Here is a 23,909-nt window from a genome sequence, read left to right on the forward strand (position 1 = left end):
TACTGTCTAAGGCGTCGCTATCTATGACGTCGCTATTTCTATGGCGTCACTATCTCTCGCGCCACAACTCTCGCGCCACAACGTCACTGGCCGTCGAGTCGCTGGCGCAGCTCGTGCAGGGCATCGCGCAGTTCGGCGGCCTCCTCCGGCGTGCACTGGCCCGCGCAGCCGGCGGCATGCGGGATCGACTTGGCCCGCTCCCGCAGCGCCCGGCCCTGATCGGTCAAGGCGATCTCCACCTGGCGTTCGTCCTGTCGCGAGCGCTGACGCGTGACCAGACCGGCCGCTGCCAGGCGCTTCAGCAGTGGCGTCAGCGTCGCCGAATCCAGATAGAGGTGCTCGCCGATCTCCGACACCGTCTGACGATCCCGCTGCCATAGCACCAGCAGGGTCAGATACTGGGGATAGGTCAGGTCGAGCTCGCGCAGCAGGCCGCGGTAGAGCTTGTTCATCGCCAGTTGGGTCGAATAGAGCGCGAAGCAGAGCTGCGATTCGAGCGCCAGGGCGTTGTCGGTGTCATCGGTGGTTGCCATGCCGACAATATAGATCGTGCACGATTCAATCGCTAATTAAGTTTTACTATTCCGACGATCGGTCCCAGGGCGGCAGCGGTGTCACTGCGGCGAAGAGATGGTCGAGAAAGGCGCGCACCTTGCGCGCGCGCAGGCGGCGTTCGGGGGTGAGTACGTGGATATGGCGTTGGCCCGGCATCACCTCGCAGCGCCATGCCCTGAGCACGCTGACCAGGGCGCCGCTGGCCAGCGCCTCGGCGAGCAGCCAGGTGGGGAAGAGCACCAGCCCCTGGCCCAGCAGCGCGGCGCGCAGCAGGCTCTCGGCATCGTTGCTGTAGAGGCTGCCGGAGACCTCGAGGGCGGTTGGCGTGGTCTCGTCGGCGGCCTGGAAGTACCAGCGCTGGCGGCCCAGTTCGCCCTGATAGATCAGGCAGTCGTGCTCGGCCAGCTCGGCGGGGGTGGCGGGTGTGCCGCGGGAGGCGAGATAGCCGGGCGTGGCGGCGACCCGGTAGTGCATCGGCGCCAGGCGACGGGCGCGCAGGTTGGAGTCGGCCAGCTCGCCGACCCGAAAGGTGATGTCGAACCCTTCACGCACCGGGTCGACCACCCGGTCGTCGAGCTGCAGCTCGGCGCGGATGGCGGGGTGGCGTCGCTGGAAGGCGTGCAGCAGCGGTACGATCTGGCGCTGGCCGAAGGCCACCGGCGCATTGATGCGCAACGTGCCGCTGGGCTCGGCGCTGGGGTGGGCCAGCGCCTCGCTGGCGAGATCCAGGCGTTCGAGCACCTCGCGCACCTCGGCGTAGTAGCGCCAGCCCGCTTCGGTCAGGGTCACCGCACGGGTGTGGCGATAGAACAGTGGCTGCCCGAGCGCCTCTTCCAGCCCCTTGATCTGGCGCGACACCGATGACACCGCGCGGTGAAAGTGATGCGCTGCCACGGTGAAGCTGCCGCTGGCGGCGACCCGTTCGAAAGTGCGCAGGGCGTTGAGGTCGAGTCGATCGAGATTCATCGAGTTGCGTCTCATGCAATAAAGATTTGCGATGATATCGATTGTAGCAACACCGAAGCGCTCCCAGACTGCTTCTCGTCAACGCGCCGCGATGCCACTCGCTCACGGCGCCTCTCATAGCCGAACGAGGAGAGCAACATGCGTAAAGGAACGGCACTGGTGGTCGGCGCCACCGGCATCACCGGCAGCAATCTGGCCAGCCATCTCATCGCCAGCGGCTGGACCGTCTACGGCCTGTCACGTCGTGCCACCGAGCAGAGCGGCGTGATCCCCGTCGCCGCCGATCTGCTGGACCCGTCCGCGACCGAGCAGGCGCTGGCCGGCCTGGCGATCACCCATGTCTTCTACTGCACCTGGATTCGCCGCGACAGCGAAAAGGCCAACGTCGAGGCCAACAGCCAGATGATGCGCAACCTGTTCGCTGCCCTCGAAACGGCCCCGGTCGCGCATGCCTCGCTGGTCACCGGCACCAAGCAGTATCTGGGCTCGTTCGAGGCCTACGGCAGCGGGCGCATCGAGACGCCGTTCCGCGAGTCCGAGCCGCGAGTACCGGGTGACAACTTCTACTACGCGCTGGAAGACGTGCTGTTCGAAGCCGCCGAGCGCCAGGGCTTTACCTGGAACGTCCATCGTCCGCACACGGTGATCGGCCACGCCCGCGGTAACGCCATGAACATGGGGGTGACGCTGGCGGTCTACGCCTCGATCTGCCGCGAGACCGGGCGAGCTTTCGTCTTTCCCGGCTCCCGGACCCAGTGGAACGCGCTCACCGACATGACCGACGCGCTGGTGCTGGCGCGCCAGATGGAGTGGGCGGCGACCACGCCGGGCGCGGCGAATCAGGCCTTCAATACGGTCAATGGCGACGTCTTCCGCTGGCGCCGGATGTGGCACGAGATCGGCGAGTACTTTGGTTTAGAGGCCCAGGGTCTCGAGATTCAGGGCCCCGCAGCCTCGGACGACCCGGCGTCGATGCAGCCGCTGGAAACGCAGATGGCCGATGCCGAATCGATCTGGCGCGAGATCGCCGCGAAGCATGGTCTGGTCGAACCGGATGTCACCAAGCTGGCCTCCTGGTGGCACACCGATGCCGATCTCGGCCGCGATCAGGAGTGCGTCAACGACACCACCAAGTCGCGGGACTTCGGCTTCGACCACTTCCGCGAGACGCGGGCCGCGTTCCTCGACCTGTTCGATCGCCTGCGGGCGGAGAGGATCATTCCCTGATCGATCCGGCTGATCGATTCGTCCCGATTGGCTACAGAAAAGAAAACCGGCGCCTTCTCGGCGCCGGTTTTCGTCGTCTTGGTGGTCAATGATGATGGCCAATGCCCTGCGTAAAAAAGTCGACGAGCGAAGGCCAGGCAAGGCAAAAATTGGCGAAAACGCGGAGTTTACGGGGTGTAAATGAGCATTTTACTCGCTCCGCTCGCCCTTCGGGCCGTCCTTCGGACGTTCTGAACGTTGTTCAGTGAGCCAATTTTTAACGCCGCATGGGCGAGCGCAGGCACTTTTTAGCCCAGAAAGCTGAACTTCTCGCGCAACTGCTCCCAATGCGCTCTTGAGCTGGCGGCCAGCACCGTGCCCTGGTGGATCGTCGGCTGGTAGGGCGTGCCATCGAGCAACGCCGAGTAGCCACCGGCCTCGGCGTGGATCATCAGGCCCGCGGCATGATCCCACGGCATCAGCTTGCCGGTGAGCATGAAGTCGACGAAGCCGAACGCCATGGTGCGGTACTCGTGGCAGGCGCAGCCGAACGCCATCATGCGCTGGAAGTCGGGGAAGGTCGCCGCCAGCTGATACTGCTGCGGCTTGGGGAAGAGCCGGATCGAGTTCGAGCCGACCATCTCGTCGAACTGGTCGGTATCCGAGACCTGTAGCCGGCGCTGGGTGCCATCGGGACGGCCGAACCAGGCGCCCTCGCCGTGGCGCGCGACGATCCAGTCATCCGCCATGGGGTCGTAGAGCAGCCCGAAGATCGTCTCGCCGAAGCTGGTGGCGGCCAGGATCACGCCGAACTGGTTGAGCCCGCGGGCGAAGTTCCAGGTGCCGTCGACCGGGTCGATGATCAGCGCCAGCTCGGCGCCGGCGATGTCGTCGAGATTGGCGCTGCCGTCGGCCACCGCCTCCTCGCCGATCACCGTCGCCTCCGGCAGCAGCTCGCGAATCGCCGCGGTCATCATCCGCTCTGCCCCCTGGTCGGCATCGGTGACCAGATCGTCCGGCGCGCTCTTCGAGCGAATCGCCTCCTCCGACAGGTTGCGAAAGCGCGGCAGGATTTCGGTCTTGGCGGCATCGCGCACGATCTCGATCAACTGCTGCTGTTGCTCGAGGCTGATGGCTCTGGCTGGCATGCGGATCTCCTAAGCGATGGGGGGAGCGTCCTAGGGTATCCGATTCCAGTGAGCTTGACGCCTCTACGGCAGTCGGCGTGCATTTAAGGCGTGAACACCATAACCCCGGCACGGGGTGGCTACTGGAAGGGTATGATATTTCTAATAAAGAATGACAGAAAATGCGTTTTTCTGGTGCCGATATGCAGAGATTATGACGGCTTTGTTACGACTTTGTGCCGGTAGGGTGGCATAGGTCAGCATCTCCCCTACACTGAGGTAGGCATAAATCACAACCACAGCGAACAGGGAGACAACGACCATGGAAAAGAATCCCGACAAGGGCTACATCGCGCTGCTTGGCTGGAGCCTGGGCGCGGTGGAGGCCGCCGCGGCCTTTGATCGTCGCTACGTGGTGGTCGCCCCGGAGTGGGCCGAAGAGTACTGCCTCCAGCACGAAATCCCCTATCTGCCGTGGAACTTCGAACGTCTCAACGACCGCTCGATGGAGATCGCCGAGACCCTGCGCGACATGGGCGTGGATGCGGCGGTGCCGCTGTTCGAGGAGACCGTGGAGTGGGCCGGGGCGATCAACTCGGTATTGATGCAGAATCCGCGCCTGCACGGCCAGGCGGTGCTGTTCCGCGACAAGGCACTGATGAAGCGCCGCGCGCAGCTCGGCGGTATCCGCGTGGGTATCTTCGAGGAGGCCCACGAGAAGAGCGACGTGGTGCGCTTCTTCAAGCGCGTCAACCAGACGCTGCTCAAGCTCGATGGCGACCCCGACGACCCGATCCATCTCAAGGCCTTCGACAAGGCCGGCTGCCTCGGCCACCGGGTGATCCGCACCTATGAAGAGATCGACGCCATCCCCGAGAGCGAGTATCCGCTGCTGATGGAGAGCCATCTGGACGGCTGGGAGTTCGCCGTCGAGGCCTGGGTCTGGGATGGCAAGATCCAGTTCCTCAACATCTCCGAATACGTCACCCTCGGCTATTCGGTCTTCGTCCCGGCGACCCCGGAGCTGGAGCAGTATCGCGAGCAGATCACGCGCCAGATCGAGCTGCTGATCAAGACCTTCGATATCCAGTTCGGCCAGATCCACCCGGAGTACTTCGTCACCAGCGACGGCACCATGTACTTCGGCGAGGTCGCCTATCGCCCGCCGGGGTTCAAGGCGTTCGAGCTGATCGAGCGCGCCTACGGTTTCAACGCCTACCAGGCATCGATGCTGGTGTTCGATCCCAAGGCCACCGCTGACGAGGTCGCCGCCTTCTTCCCCGAGCCGGTCAAGGATGCCAAGGGCCACGCCGGTTGCTTCGGCGTCTATCCACGCCGGCGGGTGGTCAGCCGTCTGGAGATCCCGGAGGAGACCGAGCAGCACCCCTATTTCGACTACCACGAGCTCTCGGCACCACTGGAGGCGACCGTGACCAAGCGCACGGCTTTCGGTACCCACTGGGGGCTGATGTTCTTCTTCGGCGACGACCCGCACACGCTACGCGATCTGCTCAAACATCAGGAGTCGCTTGATTTCTACGTCTGATCCGCGACAGTGGCAGGGTCTTTCCAGGTTTGCCCATGGCGGTGAGGAGTCACAGCGCATGTCATCAGATAACGAGCTGCCGGTCAGCGAGCAGCGCCTGGGTGCGCTGTTGCAACAGCTCGAGGTGGCACTGGCCGCGCTCGAGTCGGCGCCCAGTTTCTCCCGTCCCGGCCGTGCCGGGCGGGTCTTCGATCTGGCGCGGCGTATCCTGCTCGAGCCAGGTGGCTGCGCGGCGCTGGAGCAGCGTGCCCAGGCGATCGAGCAGGCGGGGACCTTCGCCGACTCCGACTGGGCCGAACCGCAGCGTCTGCAGCCGGCGCTGACCCCGGCCTCCCTCGGCAGCCCCCAGGCCGAGACGGTGGTGATCGAAGCGCTCAGCGAGCTGCGGCTGCTGGCGGTGGCGCGGGGCGACTACGTGCATCCGCTGCTCTCCGCCGAGCAGGCGCACAACCATCTCACCCAGGTGCTGGCGCTCAACCTGTCGCGGATCTTCGCCTTCTCCGGCGAGGCCGAGCGCGAGACCCAGGGGCGTCTGGCCGAGGTGCCCAGGGCGCTGCTGCGCTATCTCGCCGAGCGCATCGGCTACGAGTTCATCGTCGATACCATGATCGACGAGATCTGGCGGCTGCTCGGACAGCGTCCGCTGATGGTCGCCCCGGTGCGCCGGATGATCGACCAGATGGCGCTGTGCCAGGCCAATCCGGAGATCGATCTCGGCACCAGCGGTCAGGGCGCGGCGCGTCTGGTCAGCAGCCTCTATGGGCCGACCCAGGGGAGTCGCGAGGACCCCGGTATCGAGGCCTATGCCGGCCGGCTCGCGGGGATGGATACCGCGGCGCTGCAGCAGGAAGCCACCGGCATGGCGCGGGCGATGCACGATACCGGCCTGGTCTCGCCCTACCATCCTGTGCTGCTGCGCTATCTGCTCGATCACGGTGATCACCTGCTCAGCGAGGCGCTGGGGCTCTCGACCACCGGGCGTGACTGTCTGCTCTGCTATCACCAGCTGATTCGGGCACTGATCGATGCGGTGGCGCACCCGGCCACCGCCCAGGGGCTCTACGGGCTGGCGCTGCTGCTCGAACGCGGGATTCTCTACCAGCCGCCGCTGGCGCCGGCGCTGTGGCGTCAACTGGGTCTGCTGCTGAGCGAGAGTTCGCGCCAGCGCCTGCGCCTGGCCTACGGTGACGCCGCCACCCCCGAGGCGCGGCTGTTGGAGGGCGTACTGTGCATGCTCGGCCTGCCGCTGGGCGTGGGGCAGGGCAACAACCCCACCTGCCAGTCGGCGCGAGCGCTGTCGATGTGGGCCTACAACGACCCGGACTATCTGCTGCAGATGGTGACCTGGGCCGCCCGCGACGACGAGATCGTGATGCACTTCGAGGGCCAGCCGATCTCCTCCAATGCCAGCGGTGTCGGGCTATCCCATGGCATGGCGCTGGATCTCGATCCGGTCTCGCTGCTGGTGGTGCCGCATCTGGACCGCATCTATGCCGAGATGGGGCGGCTGTGCATCGGCCGCGAGGGCGACCCGCACCGCTGGGTCAATCCCGAGTTCCACGGCTGGTGGGCCGGGCGTGGCTTCCACATCTGCGTGGATATCGCCACCGGCGGGATCGAAGACCCCGAGACCTTCTATCGCCACTTCTACGCCGCCTACCATCCGCTCTACAACGGCAACCAGCCGCTGGTGCATCCGCAGCCGGCGGGGATCGCGGTGACCGACAGCGCCGCGCGCTTCATCGGCTGGCACGCGATCACCATCCTGCGGGCGGCGATCGGCCCCGACGAGGGCATGCGCGTCTACTTCTTCAACCCCAACAACGACAGCGGCCAGGACTGGGGTGACGGCGTGCAGGTCAGCACCGACGGCAACGGCGAGCGCTTCGGCGAGGCCTCGCTGCCGTTCGCCCAGTTCGCCTCGCGGCTCTATATCTTCCACCTCGACCCGCAGGAGGAGGGCGCCCCGGCCCATGTCTCCGCCGACGAGCTGGGGGAGGTGATGGGCTACCTGCGCCGCAGCTGGGGCGCGGATCGCCTGGCTCCGGCCTGAGCTAAGGCCATAACCATAGCCTGGGCAAGAACCAGAGCCAGGCTAGTTGGCACCGGGGCGGGACTCAACCGCCCTGAACCGACGCCACCTGGCGGTCGCGACCGGCCCCCAGGGCCGCGCCCATGGCGCCCAGCGCGATGACCACCAGCAGTCCGCCGACCGCGTTCCAGCCACCGCTCCAGTCGTGCAGCAGGCCCACCAGCAGTGGGCCCAGCGCCGCCAGGGTATAACCGATGCCCTGGGCCATGGCGGAGAGGCTGGCGGCGGTCAGCGCATCCGGCGCGCGCAGCGCCAGCAGGGTCAGCGCCATGCTGAAGGTACCGCCCTGGCCCAGCCCCAGGATCACCACCCATAGCCAGATACCGCCGATAGGCGCATACAGGCAGCCCATCAGGCCGGTGAGCGTCAGCCCCATCACCGCCACCAGCACCGCACGCTGATCTTTCATGCGGCTGCCGATCCACGGCGCCGCCAGCGCCGTGGTCACCTGCAGCAGAATCGATACCGACAGCGCCAGCCCTGCGGTGACCGGTGCCAGGCCACGATCCTGCAACAGCGTCGGCAGCCAGCCGAAGACGGTGTAGGCGAGGGACGACTGCAACCCCATGAACAGCGATACCTGCCACGCCAGTGGATCATGGCGCAGGCGCGCCCCGGCGCGTGCCGCCACCCGGGTGGCCGCGCTGCCGCGCAGTTGCGGCAGCCACAGCAGCGCGGCGAGCACTGCGGGCAGCAGCCAGAACGCCAGTGCGCCCTGCCAGTCCGCGCCCAGCGCCTGACGCAGCGGCTCGGTGCTGCCGGCCGCCGCTGAGGCGCCGAGATTGAGCGCCACGGTGTAGAGCCCGGTCATGATGCTGACCCGCTCGGGGAAGTCGCGCTTGACGATACCCGGCAGCAGCACCCCGATCACCCCGATGCAGCCGCCGGCCAGGGCGCTTCCCAGCAGCAGCCCCAGGGTGCCGACGTAGGGCCGAAGTGCCAGTGCCACGCCCAGTACCAGCAGCGCCAGGAACACACTGCGCTCCGGGCCCAGCCGGCGCACCAGGCGTGGCGCCAGCGGCGCGGCCAGCCCCAGAAACAGCACCGGCAGGGTGGTCAGGATGCCCTGCACGCTGGGCGACAGCGACAGGGCTTCGGCGATGCTGCCGAGCACCGGCGAGACACTGGTGAGCGCCGGGCGCAGATTGAGTGCCACCAGCAGCAGCGCGACGAGGGTAAGCAGGCCCCGGTGGGGCAGAGCGGAACGGGACACGGGTTTCATCCTTGAGAGTCGCGAAGGCGGCACCGCTGGTGCCGCCGAGACGTCGCGAAGGATGGTGGCTGGCCGCGTCGAGCGCAAGGCACAGTGTGATACGACGGGTGTATGGCGGTGGTCTGACCGGGTTACGACGAAAGGTGGTTTTACTTTACTTGAAATTTCATGTGATATTGACTGTATTGCCGATATGGACAGATTCCACAACAACGACAACGCGAGAGAGCACCATGACGAAGAGACAGCGAGTCGCCAGTGTCTCGCCCCGGGCAGGGGCCGCCGGCCCCACGCGCTGGCCGGTGAGTTCTGACATCGCCGCCAGCGGCTTCCGCCCAGGTCGTGCCACGATCTCATCCTCCATCCCCCTCCCTGGAGCGCTTATCGATGCCCGATCCGGCGGGTATCGCGTGGCGGCCGGTGCTCGGGCTCGTGACCTGTGTCGGCCGAGGGGCGGTGAGCGTGCGCTTTTTTTATCCATAAACTTGAAATTTCATGTGATAAGTCAATGAAGTCGACCTCGTCCGCACTCGTTCACGCCCTGGATCTCGGCACCGGCCCCGCCCGGGTCGTGGTTAAGGACAGCATCGACATCGCCGGCTATCCCACCCGCGCCGGTTGCGCGGCGCTTGCCGAGGCACCGCCGGCCACGCGCCATGCGGCAATCGTCGAGCGCACGCTGGCCGCGGGCTATCGCCTCGTCGGCAAGGCCAACCTGCACGAGCTGGCGTTCGGCATGAGCGGGCTCAACGCCTGGACCGGAACCCCCGAGAATCCGCGCTTCCCGGCGCTGATCCCGGGCGGCTCGTCCAGCGGCTCGGCGGCAGCGGTCGCTGCGGGGCTGGCGGAGATCGGCATCGGCACCGATACCGGGGGCTCGATTCGGGTACCCGCGGCGTGCTGCGGCGTCTACGGGCTCAAGCCCAGCTTTGGCCGGCTCGACCGTCGGGGCGTCATGCCGGCGCACAGCAGCCTCGACTGCGTGGGGCCGCTGAGCGCCGATCTCGACACCCTGATCGCGTTCATGGCGGCGGTCGATCCCACGTTCAGCGCCAGCGCCGACAACACGCCGCCCAGCCTGTGCGCGCTGGCGGTCAGTGCCGATCCCGCGATCCGCGGGGCGGTCGCAGCCTGTCTGGAAAGCGCCGGGCTGGACAGCACCACGCGCCCCTTGCCGCTGATGGACGAGGCCTACGCCGCAGCCATGGTGCTGATCAACCGTGAAACCTATCTCGCCTGCCGGCCTTGGCTCGACAGCGGCCGCCTGGGGGCGGATGTCGAGCGCCGGCTGCGTGCGGCCGCCGAGATCACCGACGCCGAGGTGCACGAGGCCGAAGCGGTACGCCGCGCCTTCGCCGCCAGCGTCGATCGGCTGCTGGAGGGGCACACGGTGCTGGCGCTGCCGACGCTGCCGCATTTTCCGCTGACCCTCGCCGCCGCCGAAGCGGGGCAGCAGGACCTGACCATCTCGGCCCTGGTGCGGCCCTTCAACCTGTCGGGTCATCCCGCCCTGAGCCTGCCCCTGGCGCCGGATCACGGCCGCCCGGTGAGCCTGCAGCTCGTCGGCCGGCGCGGCGATGACGCCGGGGTCTGTCGGGCCGCGCGCTATCTGCTCGCACGCTCGGCAGCAACCCCCTAAATCAAAGGAGATGCGTATGTATAGCCTGGTCGATAAAGCCCAATGGGGCGGCGAGGCGCGCTTCGATGCGCTGCTCGACGACATCCGTGGCCGACGCGAGGAGTTCGAAGCGCAGCGCCATATCTCTGCGGACATCATCGAGGCGTTCAAGGAGATCGGGGTCTACCGGGCCCTGGTGCCCAAGCGCTACGGCGGCGACGAGAAATCCCCGGCCGAGTTTCTGAAGATGGTCGAGGCGATCTCGGCGGCCGACGGTTCCGCCGGCTGGGTGGCGAGTTTCGGCATGAACCCCTTCTACCTGGCCGCGCTGCCCGAGGAGACCATCACCCGGATCTGGCGGGACTCCCCGGACGTGGTGTTCGCCGGTGGCATCTTTCCGCCGCACCCCGCCGAGAAGGTCGATAACGGCTATCGCATCAAGGGACGCTGGAAGTTTGCCAGCGGCTGCATGGGGGCCACCCTGTGCGGTGTCGGCATCCAGCCCGACGAGCCTGGCGCCGCGCCGCGCATGGCGGTGCTGCCGCCCGATCGGGTGCGCATCGACCCCACCTGGAACATGGTCGGCATGGCCGCCACCGGTAGCCACGATCTGGTGGTGGATGACGCCTACGTCGCCGAGGAGTGGACCTTCGTACGTGGTGCCAGTGCGACCATCGACGCGCCCTTCGTCCGCTACCCGTCGCTGGCCTTTGCCGCCCAGGTGCTGGCAGTGACCACCCTGGGGCTGGCGCGTGAAGCGCTCGACGTGATGCGGGCGTCGGCCGGGGGCCGCAAATCGGTCACCGGCGCGCCGAACCTGGGCGAGCGCGAATACGCCCAGATCGGCCTGGCCAAGGCCGAGGCCCAGGTACGCGCCGCCCGCGCCTTCTTCTACGAGAGCACCGAAGCGGCCTGGCGCGCCGTCGAGGCGGGCGGTGAGCCGAGTCGCGACCAGATCAACCTGTTGCGCCTGTCGACGACCCATCTGACCCGGGAGTGTGCCGAGGCTATCCGCTGCGTGTATCAGCTCAGTGGCATGAGCGGTGCCGACAACGGGCATCCGCTGTCACGCATCCTGCGGGACTCGATGCTCTGTACCCAGCACGCCTTCATGGGCGAGATCACCTTCAAGAACGCCGGCGCCATCTTCTTCGACCACGACCCGCTGCCGGGCTACCTGTGAGCCGGGCGATCCCTTCGCTGATCGGGCCCTTTACGCACCCACGGAGAATCACGACATGAAACATCGCGTACTGTTCTGCTGCGGCATCAACCAGAACTTCATGAACGCCACCGCCGACGAGGCCAAGCAGGTCTGGGAAGCCACCCGCACCCTGCTGCAGAGCATCGACGGCCTGCCCGGCGTCACCATCCTGGGGATCATGGACGATGACCGTATCCAGGTCGGCCCCTCCCTCGCTGCGCCCTGGACCTTCTACATCATGGCCGACGTCGAGACCTACGAGGCGATCGTCGAGGCCTGCAACTTCTTCCGCACCACCCCCGTGGGGGACGGCACCTACAAGCTCTGGAAATACTGCCGTGTCGAGGCGCGCATCGGCCGCGAACTCGTCGTCCCCGAGTGACGTACGCCGTACCCGACGCTGACAGAAAGACGTCTCACGACAGACGTTTCGCCAAAGACCTGACAACCGCTGACTAGCGCGAGGCCATCATGACGATCGACAACCGGATCGACCTCGTCCCTGAACCGGATGAGCTGGTGTTCAAGGACCACATCCGCACCCCCATGTACGACGACTCGGCGCTGTTCGACGCCGAGATGGAGCGCATCTTCAAGAAGACCTGGGTGTGGGTCGCTCACGAGAGCGAAATTCCCGACAAGGGCTCGTTCAAGCTGTCCCAGGTGGGTCGCGATCCGGTGATCGTGGTACGCGACAGGAAGGGCAAGATCCACGTCATGATCAACCGCTGCCGCCACCGGGCGGCCACGGTGTGCGAGGTGAAGCAGGGCAAGACCGCCTCGTTCCAGTGCCCCTACCACGGCTGGGGCTACGCCCTGGACGGCTCGCTGCGCGCACTGCCCTATCCCGAGCAGTACGGCGATGACTTCGATAAGGCGCAGCACGGCCTGCTCAAGCTGCGCACCGAAGCCTACGCCGGGATGATCTTCGCCACCTTCGACGAGCAGGCCGAGCCGCTGCTCGATTTCCTCGGCCCGGTGACCCACTGGATCGACCTGTTCATGAAGCAGGGCGCGGGGTATCCGGTCAAGGTGCTCGGCGAGCATCAGTTCAGCGTCCCGATGAACTGGAAGATCCAGCTCGAAAACACCACCGATGCCTATCACTTCCCGGTGGTGCACAAGTCGTTCCTGCAGTCGCTGGACGATGAGACCGAGGCGGTCTTCTCGTTCCTCGAACAGGGCAAGGGCTACGTCGAGGATCTCGGCAACGGCCACTCGGTCATGGTGATGATCCCCGAACTGGTGGATCTCGAGGAGAATCTCGACGCGCCGATCCCCGAACGCTTCCAGACCCTGGCCCAGGAGCTGCGCGACGAGGGGCACGACGAGGCCCAGGTGCGGCGCATCGTGCGTGCCGTGGGCGGCGCCGGCTTCAACCTCAACCTGTTCCCCAACGTCTCGTTCTCGCTGGCCTTCTTCCGCGTGCTGACGCCGGTGAGCGTCGATCACACCGACATCCGGCATATCGCCATCGGCATGGATGGCGGCCCCGACGCCGCCAACCGTGCGCGACTGCGGCTGCACGAGCACTTCCAGGGGCCCATGGGCTTCGGTTCGCCCGACGACGCCGAGGTGTGGGAGCGCATCCAGCGTGGCATCCAGGGGGGCGCCGAGCTGCCCATCCTGATCAACCGTGGCCTCGAGGACGAGCAACCCGGCGAGGCGGGCCCGCGCGGGCACATCAGCGCCGAGACCGGCATGCGCGCGGCGTACGACATGTGGAAAAGGATGATGCAGGCATGAACACCCCGACCGATACCCGCAGCGACTCCCTGCTATGGCAGGCCCAGGCCTTCATCTGGGCCGAGGCGGACATGCTCGACCACCGCGACTACGAGGCGTGGCTCGCCCTGTGGAGCGACGATGGCTTCTACACCCTGCCGATCGGTGATACCCAGGACTTCGACGACGCGCTCAACCTGTGCCACGACGACGCCCACATGCGGCGTGAGCGCATCACCCGCTTCCAGCAGGGCTTCTCGATCTCCTCGGCGCCGCCGGCGCGCACCGTGCGCACGCTGTCGCGCTTCGTGATCGAGTCCGTCGACGGCGACGACGTCAGGGTGCGCTGTGCCGAACACCTGATCGAGGACAAGTTCGGGCGCCAGCGCATCTGGGCCGCCGACCTGACCTACACCCTCATCGTCACCCCGGGCGGCTTCAAGATCCGCCACAAGGTGGCACGCCTGCTCAACTCCGACGGGATGCTGAACTCGTTCAGCTATTTGTTCTGATGACGCTACCTGCCCCTGACAAGATCCACACCGCCGTGGTCACCGGTGGCGCGCGCGGCTTCGGTGCCGAGGCGGTGCGCGCCCTGCACCGCGCCGGCTTCCGGGTGGTGATCTCCGACATCGACCCCGAGCCGGCCGCGGCGCTGGCCAGCGAGCTGGACCTCTCCGGCGAGACCGCGGTGACCGCGACCCTCGACGTGGCCCGCCCCGACGACTTCCAGGCCGTGCTCGACAAGTGCCTCGAACGCTGGGGCTCGGTGGAGGTGCTGGTCAACAACGCCGCCCGCACGGCGGTCCAGGGGGTGCTGGAGATCGACCCCGCGGACTTCAACGCCGTGCTCGCCACCAACGCCGGCGGCACCTTCGCCGGCAGCCAGATCTTCGGCCGCCACTTCAAGGCCCGGGGCTACGGGCGCATCGTCAATCTCGCCTCCCTGGCGGGACAGAACGGCGGCACCGCGACCGGCGCCCACTACGCCGCTTCCAAGGGCGCCATCCTGACCCTGACCAAGATCTTCGCCCGCGACCTGGCGCCGTTCGGCGTCACCTGCAACGCCATCGCCCCCGGCCCGATGGACACGTCCATGGTGCGTTCGGTGCTGGGCGACAACCTCGAGCAGGCCATCGCCAATATTCCGGTGGGCCGGCTCGGGGACCCTCAATTCGTCGCCGAGCTGGTGGTGCTGCTGGCTGGCCCCAAGGCGGCCTTCGTCAATGGCGCCTGCTGGGACGTCAACGGCGGGATCTACATGAGGTAATGCCAATGGAGACTCCCAAAGCGCGCCTGGCGCTGACCATCGACGAACGCATCGACGAGCCCGGCAACATCGCCAGAGTGCGACTGCGCGCACTCGACGGCGCCCCGCTGCCGCCGTTCACCGCCGGTGCCCACCTGGACGTGCACATCCGCGACGCCGACGTCGACCTGTGGCGGCAGTACTCGCTCTGCTCGGACCCGGCCGAGACCGCCTTCTACGAGATCGGCGTGTTGCGTGACCCCAACAGTCGTGGCGGTTCCGAGACCCTGCACCGGATCGTGCGAACCGGCGGCACCCTCGAGGTCGAGGGGCCGAAGAATCACTTCCCGCTGAACGAGGCGGCGCCTCAGAGCCTGCTGTTCGGTGGCGGCATCGGGGTGACACCGATGATCGCCATGGCCCGGCGGCTGCACGCGCTGGGGCAGGACTTCGCGCTGCACTACTGCACCCGCTCGCGGGAGGTCACCGCCTTCCGCGATGCGCTGGCGGCCGCCGGTCTGGCCGATGCCGTGGTCTATCACCACGACGACGATGCGGCGACCCGGCTCGATCTGGATGCCGTGCTGGCCGAGGCACGTGACGGGGTCAACGTCTACGTGTGCGGCCCGCAGGGCTTCATGGACTGGGTGATCGGACGTGCCGGTGCCTTCGGTATCGATGATGCCTGCATTCACCGGGAGTTCTTCTCCGCCGACGTCGACGTCTCGGGCGAGGCCTTCGAGGTGGTCGCCGAACGTTCCGGTGTCACCGTCAGCGTGGGCGCCGAGGACACCATCGCCAAGGCGCTGGCGCGAGCCGGGGTCGAGGTCGAGGTGAAGTGCGAGGAGGGCGTGTGCGGTACCTGCGTGACCGACGTTCTCGATGGCGAGATCGATCACCGCGACCACTTTCTCACCGCCGACGAGCGCGAGGATGGCGACCAGATGTGCGTCTGCTGTTCCCGGGCCCGGGGCAAGCGACTCGTTCTCGATCTCTGAATCCAGCAAGGAACACAACAATGCCAACCGTTCACGTCTACATGATCGCGGGGCGTACCCCGAACCAGAAGACCTCCCTGATCCGCCAGGTGACCGATGCCGTGGCGGACTCTCTCCAGGCGCCGCCGGCCAACGTGCGCGTGATCATCAGCGAGATTCCCAAGAGCGACTACGGCATCGGCGGCGAGACCGCCGAGCGCCTGGGCCGCTGACAAACCTCTGACGACCGCAACGGAGCATCGCCGATGAATTTCGATACGAGAGATTTCCGCAGCGCGCTGGGCAAGTTCGCCACCGGGGTGACGGTGGTCACCACACGCGATGGCGAAGAGGACCATGGCGTCACCGCCAGCAGCTTCAACTCGGTGTCGATGGATCCCCCGCTGATCCTGTGGAGCATCGACAAGGGCGCCTACAGCCTCGATGCCTACCGCCACGCCGAATACTTCGTGGTCAACGTGCTCGGTAACGAGCAGGTCGACATCTCCAACCGTTTCGCCCGGCGCGGCGAGGACAAGTTCGCCGGCATCGCCACCGATCAGGGCCTGGGTGGCGTCGCCCGGGTGACGGGGGCCGCGGCACATTTCGAATGCCGGACCTGGAACGTCTACGAGGGCGGCGATCACCTGATCATCGTCGGCGAAGTGCTGCACTACGCCTACCGCAATGAGGGCAGCGCCCTGGTCTTCCACAACGGCCGCTACGCCGTGCCCGAGCCGCATCCGCTGATGCTCGACGTCGGCGAACCGACGGAGATGGATGGCCGGCTGGGCCAGCACCTGCTCTACCTGATGCGTCAGGCGCTGGCGGCCTACCGGGGGGATTTCTACCCGCGGCTCGCCAGCCTTGGCGTCAATGACAACGAGTGGCGGGTGTTGACGCTGCTCGCCGATGGCGGGCCGCTGGCCGCCGAGGTGCTGGCGCGGCGCGTGTCGCAACCCCTCGCGGAGCTCGAGGATACCCTCGCCGCGTTGCGTGAGCGCGGTCTGCTGAGCGTGGATGACGTCGAGAGCGTGCGCCTCACCGAGGCCGGGCAGACGCTGGCGCTGCGGCTGCTGACCGTGGCCGACGACTACGAGCGGCGGCTGTTCGAGAGCCTGGCAGCGAACGAAGTCGACGCCCTCAAGTCGGGACTGGGACGCGTGATCGAGCGTCTCGGCGCCCCTTCGTGACCTCTCCGGGCGAGCGGTCACTGTGCAAGCAAGCCACGTAAGCCAAGCCGGATAAGCCGGATAAGCCAGATAAGGAGACCGATCATGTCGGAAGTGACGAGTGCTGAAGTGAAAGCCCTGGTGGGGCGTATCGAGACGCTGGAAGCCGAGGCCGAGATCCGCCGTCTGCAGGCGCGCTACATGTTCCTCTGCGACACCCCGATTCCCGAGTACGGGGTGACCAGCGACGCCGAACGTATCGATCGGATCATGGCGCTGTATACCGAAGATGCGGTCTGGGAAGGCGTCGGCGAGTACTACGACAACCAGTTCGGGCGCGCCGAGGGGGCAGCGGCGATCCGGCGGCACTTCGAGGGCTTCTGGAAAGAAGACCAGGACCCCAAGCTGCTGCTCAACGTCCACTACCTGACCTCCGAGCAGATTCAGGTCCGCGGTGACGTCGCCGAGGGGCAGTGGGTTCACTGCCAGCCCTGGATCTTCGCCAACGGCAAGGCGCTGCTGCGCTCGTCGCGGCTCAACAATGCGTTTCGCAAGGAGCCCGACGGGCAGTGGAAGATCACCCGCACGCGCACCGAGAACGTGTTCGTGGCGCCGCTCCATGAAGGCTGGGCGACGGACTTTCCCAGCGAGTCGGTGCTGCTCAAGGAGTGAGAGGCGTCATGGCGCACGAGTTCGTTTACACCGCCAATCCGGCGCGCATCCTGTTCGGGCCTGGCAGCCAGGCCCGGATCGCCGACGAGATCCGCCGCCTGGCGTGCCGCCGGGCGCTGGTGCTCTCCACGCCCAGCCGTCGCGACGCGGCGCTCGCGCTCCAGGCCCGGCTCGGCGAGCTGAGCGTGGGGGTGTTCAGCGAGGCCGCCATGCACACCCCGGTAGCCGTGACCGAGCGCGCCATGGCGGCGTTCGCGCAGGTCGAGGCCGACTGTGTCGTGGCGCTGGGCGGTGGCTCGACCGTGGGGCTGGCCAAGGCGATCGCCCACCGCAACGACGCCCCGCAGATCGTGGTGGCGACCACCTACGCCGGCTCCGAGGTCACGCCCATTCTGGGGCAGACCGAGAACGGCCTGAAGACCACGATCAGAGGGCCCGACATCCTGCCCGAGGTGGTGATCTACGACGCCGAACTCACCCTCGACCTGCCGCCGGCGATCAGTGTGACCAGCGGGCTGAACGCTATGGCGCACGCGGTGGAGGGGCTCTATGCCCGCGATCGCAACCCGCTGACCGGGCTGATGGCTGTGGCAGGGCTCGAGAGCCTGCAGCGGGCGCTGCCGGCGATCGTCGCCCGACCACACGACCTGGAGGCGCGCAGCGACGCGCTCTACGGCGCCTGGCTGTGCGGCAGCGTGCTGGGCAGCGTCGGCATGTCGCTGCACCACAAGCTGTGCCACACCCTGGGCGGCAGCTTCGATCTGCCCCACGCCGAGACCCATGCCATCCTGCTGCCGCACACCGCTGCCTACAACGCCCGGGCGGCGGCCGATGTCCTGGCGCCGGCGGCACGTCTGTTCGGTGGCGATCTGGGCGGCGGGCTGCACGACTTCGCCGCCGGCCTGGGCGCGCCGCTGGCCCTGGAGGCCTTGGGGATGCGCGAGTCCGACCTGGACCGCGCGGCCGAGCTGGCGGTCATGAACCCCTACTGGAATCCGCGCCCCATCGAGCGCCATGCCATCCGCGAGCTGTTGGGCCGCGCCTGGCGTGGCGAGCGCCCGGCCTAGGGTCGCGATCACATGTCGAGGCCCTGGCACCGGGCCGACAAGGAGGAGTGAGCATGCCCCAGATCGACTACTTCACCGAAGCCAACTCCGTCGAGGCGGTCAATGCGCGTATGGGCGAGGCGACCGACCCGCGACTGCGCGAGGTCATGGCGTCGCTGGTTCGTCATCTGCACGACTTCGTCAAGGAGGTCGGGCTGACCCAGGCCGAGTGGGAGGTCGCGATCGACTTCCTGACCCGGACCGGCCAGCTGTGCGACGCCCAACGCCAGGAGTTCATCCTGCTCTCCGATACCCTCGGCGTCTCCATGCTGGTGGATGCGCTCGCGCATCGCCGCCCGGCGGGTGCCACCGAGAACACCGTGTTCGGCCCCTTCCATGTGGACGGGGCGCCGGAACTGCCCATGGGCAGCTGCATCTCGCTCGATGGCAAGGGCGAGTCGTGCCGCTACACGGGGCGCGTTCTCGATCTCGAGGGCCAGCCCATCGCGGGGGCGCGGATCGATGTCTGGTCGGACAACAGCGACGGCTTCTACGACGTCCAGCAGCCCGGCCAGCAGCCGACATGGAACAACCGCGGCGTGTTCGTCACCGGCCCCGACGGCCGCTATGACTTCGTCGGCATCAAGCCGGTCTCCTATCCGATCCCCGACGACGGCCCGGTGGGCCATATGCTGACCCGGCTCGGGCGCCATCCCTGGCGGCCGGCCCATATGCACTTCCTGCTCACCCACCCGGACTACGAACGTATCGTCACCCATCTCTTCGTGGCCGGTGACGACTACCTGGCCTCGGATGCGGTGTTCGGGGTCAAGGCCTCGCTGATCGTGGCGTACCGGCCGGTGAGCCAGGGCGATACCGAGTGGGAAGCGGCGGCCGACTTCGTGATGGTGAAACCCCCGTCCCGCTGAGGGGCAGCGGGGTCCGGGTACGAATCGCCGGCGACGCGAGAACGTTCAGGGCGACTCGAGGTGGGGCCTCGGGCGCCTGCCGGTGCTTTGTTTCAAGTTTTTGTTTTAAAAGAAATTATTGGTTCCAATTTGGGATAACGTCGAGGTGGGCTGCGGGGCTAGCATGAGTGGAAGCGTTGCGTGTTCCTACAATCATAATGACGAAGGCACAGCCATGAACGTTACTTCCTCCCCCACGACGGAGCTCAGGCGTGGCGCCCTGGGCGTCGGTTTCATCATCTTTTTCGTGGTCTCCGCCGCGAGTCCCTTCAGCGTGCTGGCGGGCGGTTTTCCCATCGGCATCATGCTTGGCAACGGTGCCGGGACGCCGTCGCTCATTCTGATGGTGCTCGCGATACTCCTGCTGTTCTCGGTGGGCTACACCACCATGGCCCGGCACGTGACCGACGCTGGCGGTTTCTATGCCTTCTCGACCCGGGGCCTGGGGCCCATCCCCGGCGGCGCGGTCGGGGGGCTGGCCCTGTTCGCCTACAACATCCTGCAGATCGGGCTCTATGGCATGTTCGGCGGTGTCGCCGCCGGCACCCTGAAGGCGTTATTCGGCCTCTCCCTGCCGTGGTGGCTCTGCGCGCTGCTGGCGATGGCGAGTATCTCCGCCTTCGGCTATCGCAAGATCGATCTCTCCGCCAAGGTGCTGTGCCTCATCGTCATGGCCGAGTATGGCGTCATCCTGGTCCTGGATATCGCGATCCTCTCCAGTGGCGGTGCGCATGGGGTGGACTTTGCCTCGTTCCAGGCCGAGAGCGTGCTGAGCGGCTCACCGTCGATCGGGCTGCTGTTCTGCTTCGCAGCCTTCATCGGCTTCGAGGCGACCACCATCTATGGGGAGGAGGCGAAGAATCCGCGCCGCGACATTCCCCTGGCGACCTACGCCTCGATCCTGCTGATCGGCTTTTTCTACACCTTCTCCACCTGGTCCATGATCGTCGGCGTGGGGTCGGACCGGGTGGTGGAGACGCTCGTCCAGCTCAAGGACCCCACGGTACTGATCTACGGTCTGGCCGATCACTATGTCGGCAGTGCCCTGACCCAGATCGCGCGGGTGCTGTTTCTGGTCAGCATCTACGCCGGACTGCTGGCGTTCCACAACTCGGCGGCGCGCTACTTCTATGCCATCGGGCGTGACGGGCTGCTGCCCGGGGCCCTGGGACGCACGCATCCGCGGCACCGGAGCCCCTACGTCGGCTCCCTGGTACAGACGCTGATCGCCGCTGCCGCGGTGCTGATCTTCGCCGCTTGCGGCAGTGACCCGATCCTCGAGCTGTTCGCCTGGTTCTCGAGCCTGGCGGCGCTGTCGCTGATCCTGCTGATGGCGCTCACCTCGCTGGCGGTGGCGTGCTACTTCCAGCGTCATCCCGAACTCGGCGTGGGCGTGTGGCGCGGGCGTCTCCTGCCGCTGCTCGCCAGTGCGCTGCTGTTGGGCGTGATGGTCATCGCGGTGGCCCATTTCGACGTGCTGACCGGATCGAGCAAGATGCTCTCCTACGCTCTCTGTCTGCTCATCGTGCTCTCCCTCGCCATCGGCGGCTTGATGGCGATGCGACTGCGCCGGGCCGAGCCGGAACGCTTTTCACAGCTCGGCCTCCATCGCATCTAGGCCGGCGACACCCGTGACAACGACACACACCAGGAGAATCGTGATGCATGACTATCGACTTGTGATCGACGGCGAGCAGGTGGCCGGGGAGGAGGGGCACTTCGCGGTGATCGATCCGGCCAGCGGTAGCGCCTTCGCCGAGTGTCCGGCGGGCTCTCTTGCCCAGCTGGATCGCGCTGTGGCCGCCGCCCGTGCCGCCTTCGGCGCCTGGCAGGCCTACAGCCACGCGCAGCGCTGCGAGGCCCTCGGCCGCATCGCCGACGACATCGAGCGCGAGGCCGACGAGCTGGCACGGCTGATCGTGCGCGAGCAGGGCAAGCCGCTGGCGCTGGCGCACGCGGAGATCGGCGGTGGGGTGGCCTGGACGCGCTATGCGGCGAGCCAGGAGATCCCGGTGGAGACGATCGAACGGTCGCCGACCCAGCAGATCGAGCTGCACCATCGCCCGGTGGGGGTGGTGGCCTCGATCACGCCGTGGAACTGGCCCTTCATGATCGCCGTGTGGCACCTGATGCCGGCGCTGCGGGCGGGCAACTGCGTGGTCAGCAAGCCCTCCAGCCTGACCCCGCTGAGCACCCTGCGGCTGATCGAGATCATCGCCCGTCATGTGCCCCGCGGCGTGATCAACGGGGTCACCGGTGGGCACGGCTTCGGCGGTGCCATCACCGCGCATCCGGACATCGACAAGATCGTCTTCACCGGCTCCACCGCCACCGGGCAGCAGGTGATGCAGGCCGCGGCCGGCAATCTCAAGCGCCTGACCTTGGAGCTGGGCGGCAACGACGCCGCCATCGTGCTGCCGGAGACGCCGGTGGCGGCGGTGGCCGAAGAGATCTTCCATGCCGCCTTCATCAACATGGGGCAGACCTGCGCGGCGCTGAAGCGGCTCTACGTGCACGAATCCCAGTATCGCGAACTGGCCGAGGCGCTGGCCGACATTGCGCGGCGCCAGGTGGTCGGCGATGGCCTGGAGGCGGGCGTGACCTTCGGCCCGCTGCAGAATGCCGATCAGCTCTCGCTGGTGTGTGAGCTGGTCGACGACGCTCGCGCCCAGGGCGCCGAGGTGCTGTGCGGTGGCGAGCGCCTGGATCGCCCCGGCTTCTTCTATCCGCCGACCATCGTCATCGGCGTCAGCGACGGCCAGCGGCTGGTGGACGAGGAGCAGTTCGGCCCGGTGCTGCCGCTGATCGCCTATACCCACGTCGAGGATGCCCTGCGCCGCGCCAACGCCTCGTCGATGGGGTTGGGCGGCTCGGTGTGGGGGGCCGATGAGGCCCACGCCCAGGCTATCGCCAATCGCCTGGAGAGCGGCGTGTCGTGGGTCAACTGTCACGCCCAGATTCAGCCCAACACGCCCTTCGGGGGCTGCAAGATGTCCGGCTTCGGGGTCGAGTTCGGGTTACAGGGGCTGCTCGAGTTCACCACGCCGCAACTGCGCTTCACGCGCCCGCTGCCCTCCCCGGCGGCGAGCTGAGCGGTGCGCGCCCGGCGCCCCGCGGCAGCGAGGGCGCGAACAACAACAGTGATAACAACAACAGTGATAGGAAGAGACCATGACGGCACACAAGAGGCATCGGCTCGTCGGCGGCTGCGCCGCGCTGGGCCTGGTCCTGGCGCCGCTCGGTAGCGCCCAGGCCTACGAGCTGCTGGCGAGTCCCAAGGGGGCGCTGAACCTGGACGTCACGGCCGTTCACGGCTGGATGGACAGCCGCAAGAGTTACGCCGGCCGCGACGGCGGCAGTACCTGGCGCGAGGGCTATATCAAGTATGGTTTCAGCGGCCATCGCACCCTGGGCGACCGCGGCGAGCTCTACGCTGCGCTCGACTGGGTCAGCTCCGCGACCTGGGGCGACGGCGATGCCGGTGGCAACAGCCTGGGCTCGGAGCGGCGGACCTCGCTCGAAGAGGCCTACCTGGGCTGGCGTTCGGGCGATCGCTTTCCCTTTCTCGGCACGAATGGACTGGATCTCTCCGCCGGCCGGCAGGTGGTCCAGCTCGGCCGGGGTTTCATCATCAACGACGATGGGTTGAATCTCGGCAAGGGTCCGGCCGGAGGCGCCCTCAACCGGGGGGGCGCCTACTACCTGGCACCGCGTCACGCCTTCGCACGCACCGCGGTGGCGCGCATCGGGGGCGAGCAGGGCCTGCATGGCACCGCCGCCTGGCTCGAGTCGGACAACCGTGCCCAGGCCGATACCGAGCTGCTTGCCGGTACCCTCGACTACACCGGCGCGGCGGGTACCGTCGGTCTGACCGCGGTGCACGGCCTCGATGTCAACGACCGCTGGGCCAACGAGTTCACCCGCCAGCGCGATGGCATGAACGTCTACAGCCTGCGCGGAGAGAGCGATCTGGGGATCGAGAATGCCGCCTTTGCCGCCGAGTACGCGCGCCAGTACAAGCGCAGCGGCAGCGAGAGCGCCTGGTACGCCGAGGCCAGCTACACCTTCGCCGAACTCGCCTGGACACCGACCCTGACCTACCGCTACACCCGCTACTCCGCGGATTGGGACTCGCTGTTCACCGGCCAGAACAGTCCCCAACTGGGCACCTGGTTCCAGGGCGAAGTGGCGGCCAACTATGCCGGGATCTTCGCGCGTAACACGGGTATCCAGCATCTCGGCCTGCGCTTGGAACCGACGGAGCGTCTGAGTCTGGGGGCACTGTTTTTCGACTTCACTACCCTGAAGCGGCGCGATACGCGTAATTTGGATGCCCGGGAGCTGGATCTGTACGCGAGCTGGATGGCGACCGAACATATCGCCATCAGCCCCCTGTTGGGCTTCTACAAACCCGACAAGAGCGCCGCCGAAGGGGGCAGCCAGGTCGGGGGTAACGGCACCAACGTCTATGCGCAACTGGTCGTGGCCGCGTTCTTCTAGACGGGCGCCTTGGGCGGTGCCCGTTCGGCGGGCTCGACCTCGGCAGCGCCGCGACCGCGGCGCGCTCAGGGGG

General features: G+C 67.1%; 22 protein-coding genes. 18 read left to right on the forward strand and 4 right to left on the reverse strand.

Translation table 11 applies throughout. The features are described from left to right. Positions 1 to 83 precede the first annotated feature (83 nt). Positions 84 to 533, reverse strand: a complete 450-nt coding sequence (locus DOM67_RS01425) for a MarR family transcriptional regulator (protein ID WP_110673886.1) — start codon at positions 531 to 533, stop codon at positions 84 to 86. A gap of 46 nt (positions 534 to 579) precedes the next feature. Next, positions 580 to 1,521: a LysR family transcriptional regulator gene (locus DOM67_RS01430; protein ID WP_110673887.1), complete on the reverse strand. Its 942-nt coding sequence runs from the start codon at positions 1,519 to 1,521 to the stop codon at positions 580 to 582. 138 nt (positions 1,522 to 1,659) lie between these two features. On the opposite strand from DOM67_RS01430, the gene DOM67_RS01435 reads away from it, so the two are divergent. After that, positions 1,660 to 2,748, forward strand: a complete 1,089-nt coding sequence (locus DOM67_RS01435) for an SDR family oxidoreductase (protein ID WP_110673888.1) — start codon at positions 1,660 to 1,662, stop codon at positions 2,746 to 2,748. Positions 2,749 to 3,035: 287 nt separating this feature from the next. Here the strand turns inward: DOM67_RS01435 and DOM67_RS01440 are convergent, their stop codons facing one another. Beyond that, on the reverse strand, positions 3,036 to 3,875 hold the full coding sequence (locus DOM67_RS01440) for an inositol monophosphatase (protein WP_110673889.1): 840 nt from the start codon (positions 3,873 to 3,875) through the stop codon (positions 3,036 to 3,038). Positions 3,876 to 4,176: 301 nt separating this feature from the next. Here DOM67_RS01440 and DOM67_RS01445 point away from each other — a divergent pair, with 301 nt between their 5' ends. After that, positions 4,177 to 5,400 (forward strand): carboxylate--amine ligase, encoded by a 1,224-nt coding sequence (locus DOM67_RS01445; RefSeq protein ID WP_110673890.1) that lies wholly within the window; start codon positions 4,177 to 4,179, stop codon positions 5,398 to 5,400. A gap of 58 nt (positions 5,401 to 5,458) precedes the next feature. Beyond that, entirely contained in the window at positions 5,459 to 7,453 is a 1,995-nt protein-coding gene (locus tag DOM67_RS01450) for a hypothetical protein (protein ID WP_110673891.1), read from the forward strand. Between the two features lie 64 nt (positions 7,454 to 7,517). On the opposite strand, the gene DOM67_RS01455 is transcribed toward DOM67_RS01450, so the two are convergent. Continuing rightward, a complete protein-coding gene (locus DOM67_RS01455; protein ID WP_110673892.1) occupies positions 7,518 to 8,714 on the reverse strand; it encodes an MFS transporter in 1,197 nt (398 codons plus the stop codon). A gap of 499 nt (positions 8,715 to 9,213) precedes the next feature. Here DOM67_RS01455 and DOM67_RS01460 point away from each other — a divergent pair, with 499 nt between their 5' ends. The 15 genes from DOM67_RS01460 to DOM67_RS01530 all read left to right on the forward strand — a co-directional run bounded on the left by DOM67_RS01460 (position 9,214) and on the right by DOM67_RS01530 (position 23,836). After that, positions 9,214 to 10,344: an amidase gene (locus tag DOM67_RS01460; RefSeq protein ID WP_110673893.1), complete on the forward strand. Its 1,131-nt coding sequence runs from the start codon at positions 9,214 to 9,216 to the stop codon at positions 10,342 to 10,344. Between the two features lie 16 nt (positions 10,345 to 10,360). Then, positions 10,361 to 11,506, forward strand: coding sequence for an acyl-CoA dehydrogenase family protein (locus DOM67_RS01465; RefSeq protein WP_110673894.1), 1,146 nt, complete (start codon positions 10,361 to 10,363; stop codon positions 11,504 to 11,506). 55 nt (positions 11,507 to 11,561) lie between these two features. Then, positions 11,562 to 11,909, forward strand: a complete 348-nt coding sequence (locus DOM67_RS01470; RefSeq protein WP_110673895.1) for an IacB protein — start codon at positions 11,562 to 11,564, stop codon at positions 11,907 to 11,909. An 89-nt stretch (positions 11,910 to 11,998) separates the two neighbouring features. Next, entirely contained in the window at positions 11,999 to 13,273 is a 1,275-nt protein-coding gene (locus DOM67_RS01475; RefSeq protein WP_110673896.1) for an aromatic ring-hydroxylating dioxygenase subunit alpha, read from the forward strand. After that, positions 13,270 to 13,764 (forward strand): aromatic-ring-hydroxylating dioxygenase subunit beta, encoded by a 495-nt coding sequence (locus DOM67_RS01480; RefSeq protein ID WP_110673897.1) that lies wholly within the window; start codon positions 13,270 to 13,272, stop codon positions 13,762 to 13,764. The genes DOM67_RS01475 and DOM67_RS01480 overlap by 4 nt, the downstream gene beginning before the upstream one ends. After that, the gene (locus DOM67_RS01485) at positions 13,764 to 14,522 is read left to right on the forward strand and encodes an SDR family oxidoreductase (RefSeq protein WP_110673898.1); all 759 of its coding nucleotides are present in this window, start codon (positions 13,764 to 13,766) and stop codon (positions 14,520 to 14,522) included. Before DOM67_RS01480 ends, DOM67_RS01485 begins: the two co-directional genes overlap by 1 nt. 5 nt (positions 14,523 to 14,527) lie before the next feature. Beyond that, the gene (locus tag DOM67_RS01490; protein WP_110673899.1) at positions 14,528 to 15,499 is read left to right on the forward strand and encodes a PDR/VanB family oxidoreductase; all 972 of its coding nucleotides are present in this window, start codon (positions 14,528 to 14,530) and stop codon (positions 15,497 to 15,499) included. Between the two features lie 20 nt (positions 15,500 to 15,519). Further along, a complete protein-coding gene (locus DOM67_RS01495; protein WP_110673900.1) occupies positions 15,520 to 15,711 on the forward strand; it encodes a 2-hydroxymuconate tautomerase in 192 nt (63 codons plus the stop codon). A 33-nt stretch (positions 15,712 to 15,744) separates the two neighbouring features. Then, positions 15,745 to 16,671, forward strand: coding sequence for a flavin reductase (locus DOM67_RS01500; protein WP_110673901.1), 927 nt, complete (start codon positions 15,745 to 15,747; stop codon positions 16,669 to 16,671). 84 nt (positions 16,672 to 16,755) lie between these two features. Beyond that, positions 16,756 to 17,322 (forward strand): nuclear transport factor 2 family protein, encoded by a 567-nt coding sequence (locus DOM67_RS01505; protein WP_110673902.1) that lies wholly within the window; start codon positions 16,756 to 16,758, stop codon positions 17,320 to 17,322. An 8-nt stretch (positions 17,323 to 17,330) separates the two neighbouring features. Then, the gene (locus DOM67_RS01510) at positions 17,331 to 18,389 is read left to right on the forward strand and encodes a maleylacetate reductase (RefSeq protein WP_110673903.1); all 1,059 of its coding nucleotides are present in this window, start codon (positions 17,331 to 17,333) and stop codon (positions 18,387 to 18,389) included. Between the two features lie 53 nt (positions 18,390 to 18,442). Beyond that, positions 18,443 to 19,297, forward strand: coding sequence for an intradiol ring-cleavage dioxygenase (locus DOM67_RS01515; RefSeq protein ID WP_110673904.1), 855 nt, complete (start codon positions 18,443 to 18,445; stop codon positions 19,295 to 19,297). Between the two features lie 214 nt (positions 19,298 to 19,511). Then, positions 19,512 to 20,954 carry an APC family permease gene (locus DOM67_RS01520; RefSeq protein ID WP_110673905.1) on the forward strand — a complete coding sequence of 481 codons (1,443 nt, stop codon included), beginning with the start codon at positions 19,512 to 19,514 and terminating at the stop codon, positions 20,952 to 20,954. A 43-nt stretch (positions 20,955 to 20,997) separates the two neighbouring features. Beyond that, positions 20,998 to 22,428 (forward strand): aldehyde dehydrogenase family protein, encoded by a 1,431-nt coding sequence (locus tag DOM67_RS01525; protein WP_110673906.1) that lies wholly within the window; start codon positions 20,998 to 21,000, stop codon positions 22,426 to 22,428. A gap of 79 nt (positions 22,429 to 22,507) precedes the next feature. Next, positions 22,508 to 23,836, forward strand: coding sequence for a hypothetical protein (locus tag DOM67_RS01530; protein WP_110673907.1), 1,329 nt, complete (start codon positions 22,508 to 22,510; stop codon positions 23,834 to 23,836). Positions 23,837 to 23,909: the final 73 nt, after the last annotated feature.

The organism is Salinicola sp. RZ23 (genome assembly GCF_003206675.1).
Classification (GTDB): Bacteria; Pseudomonadota; Gammaproteobacteria; order Pseudomonadales; family Halomonadaceae; genus Salinicola; species Salinicola endophyticus.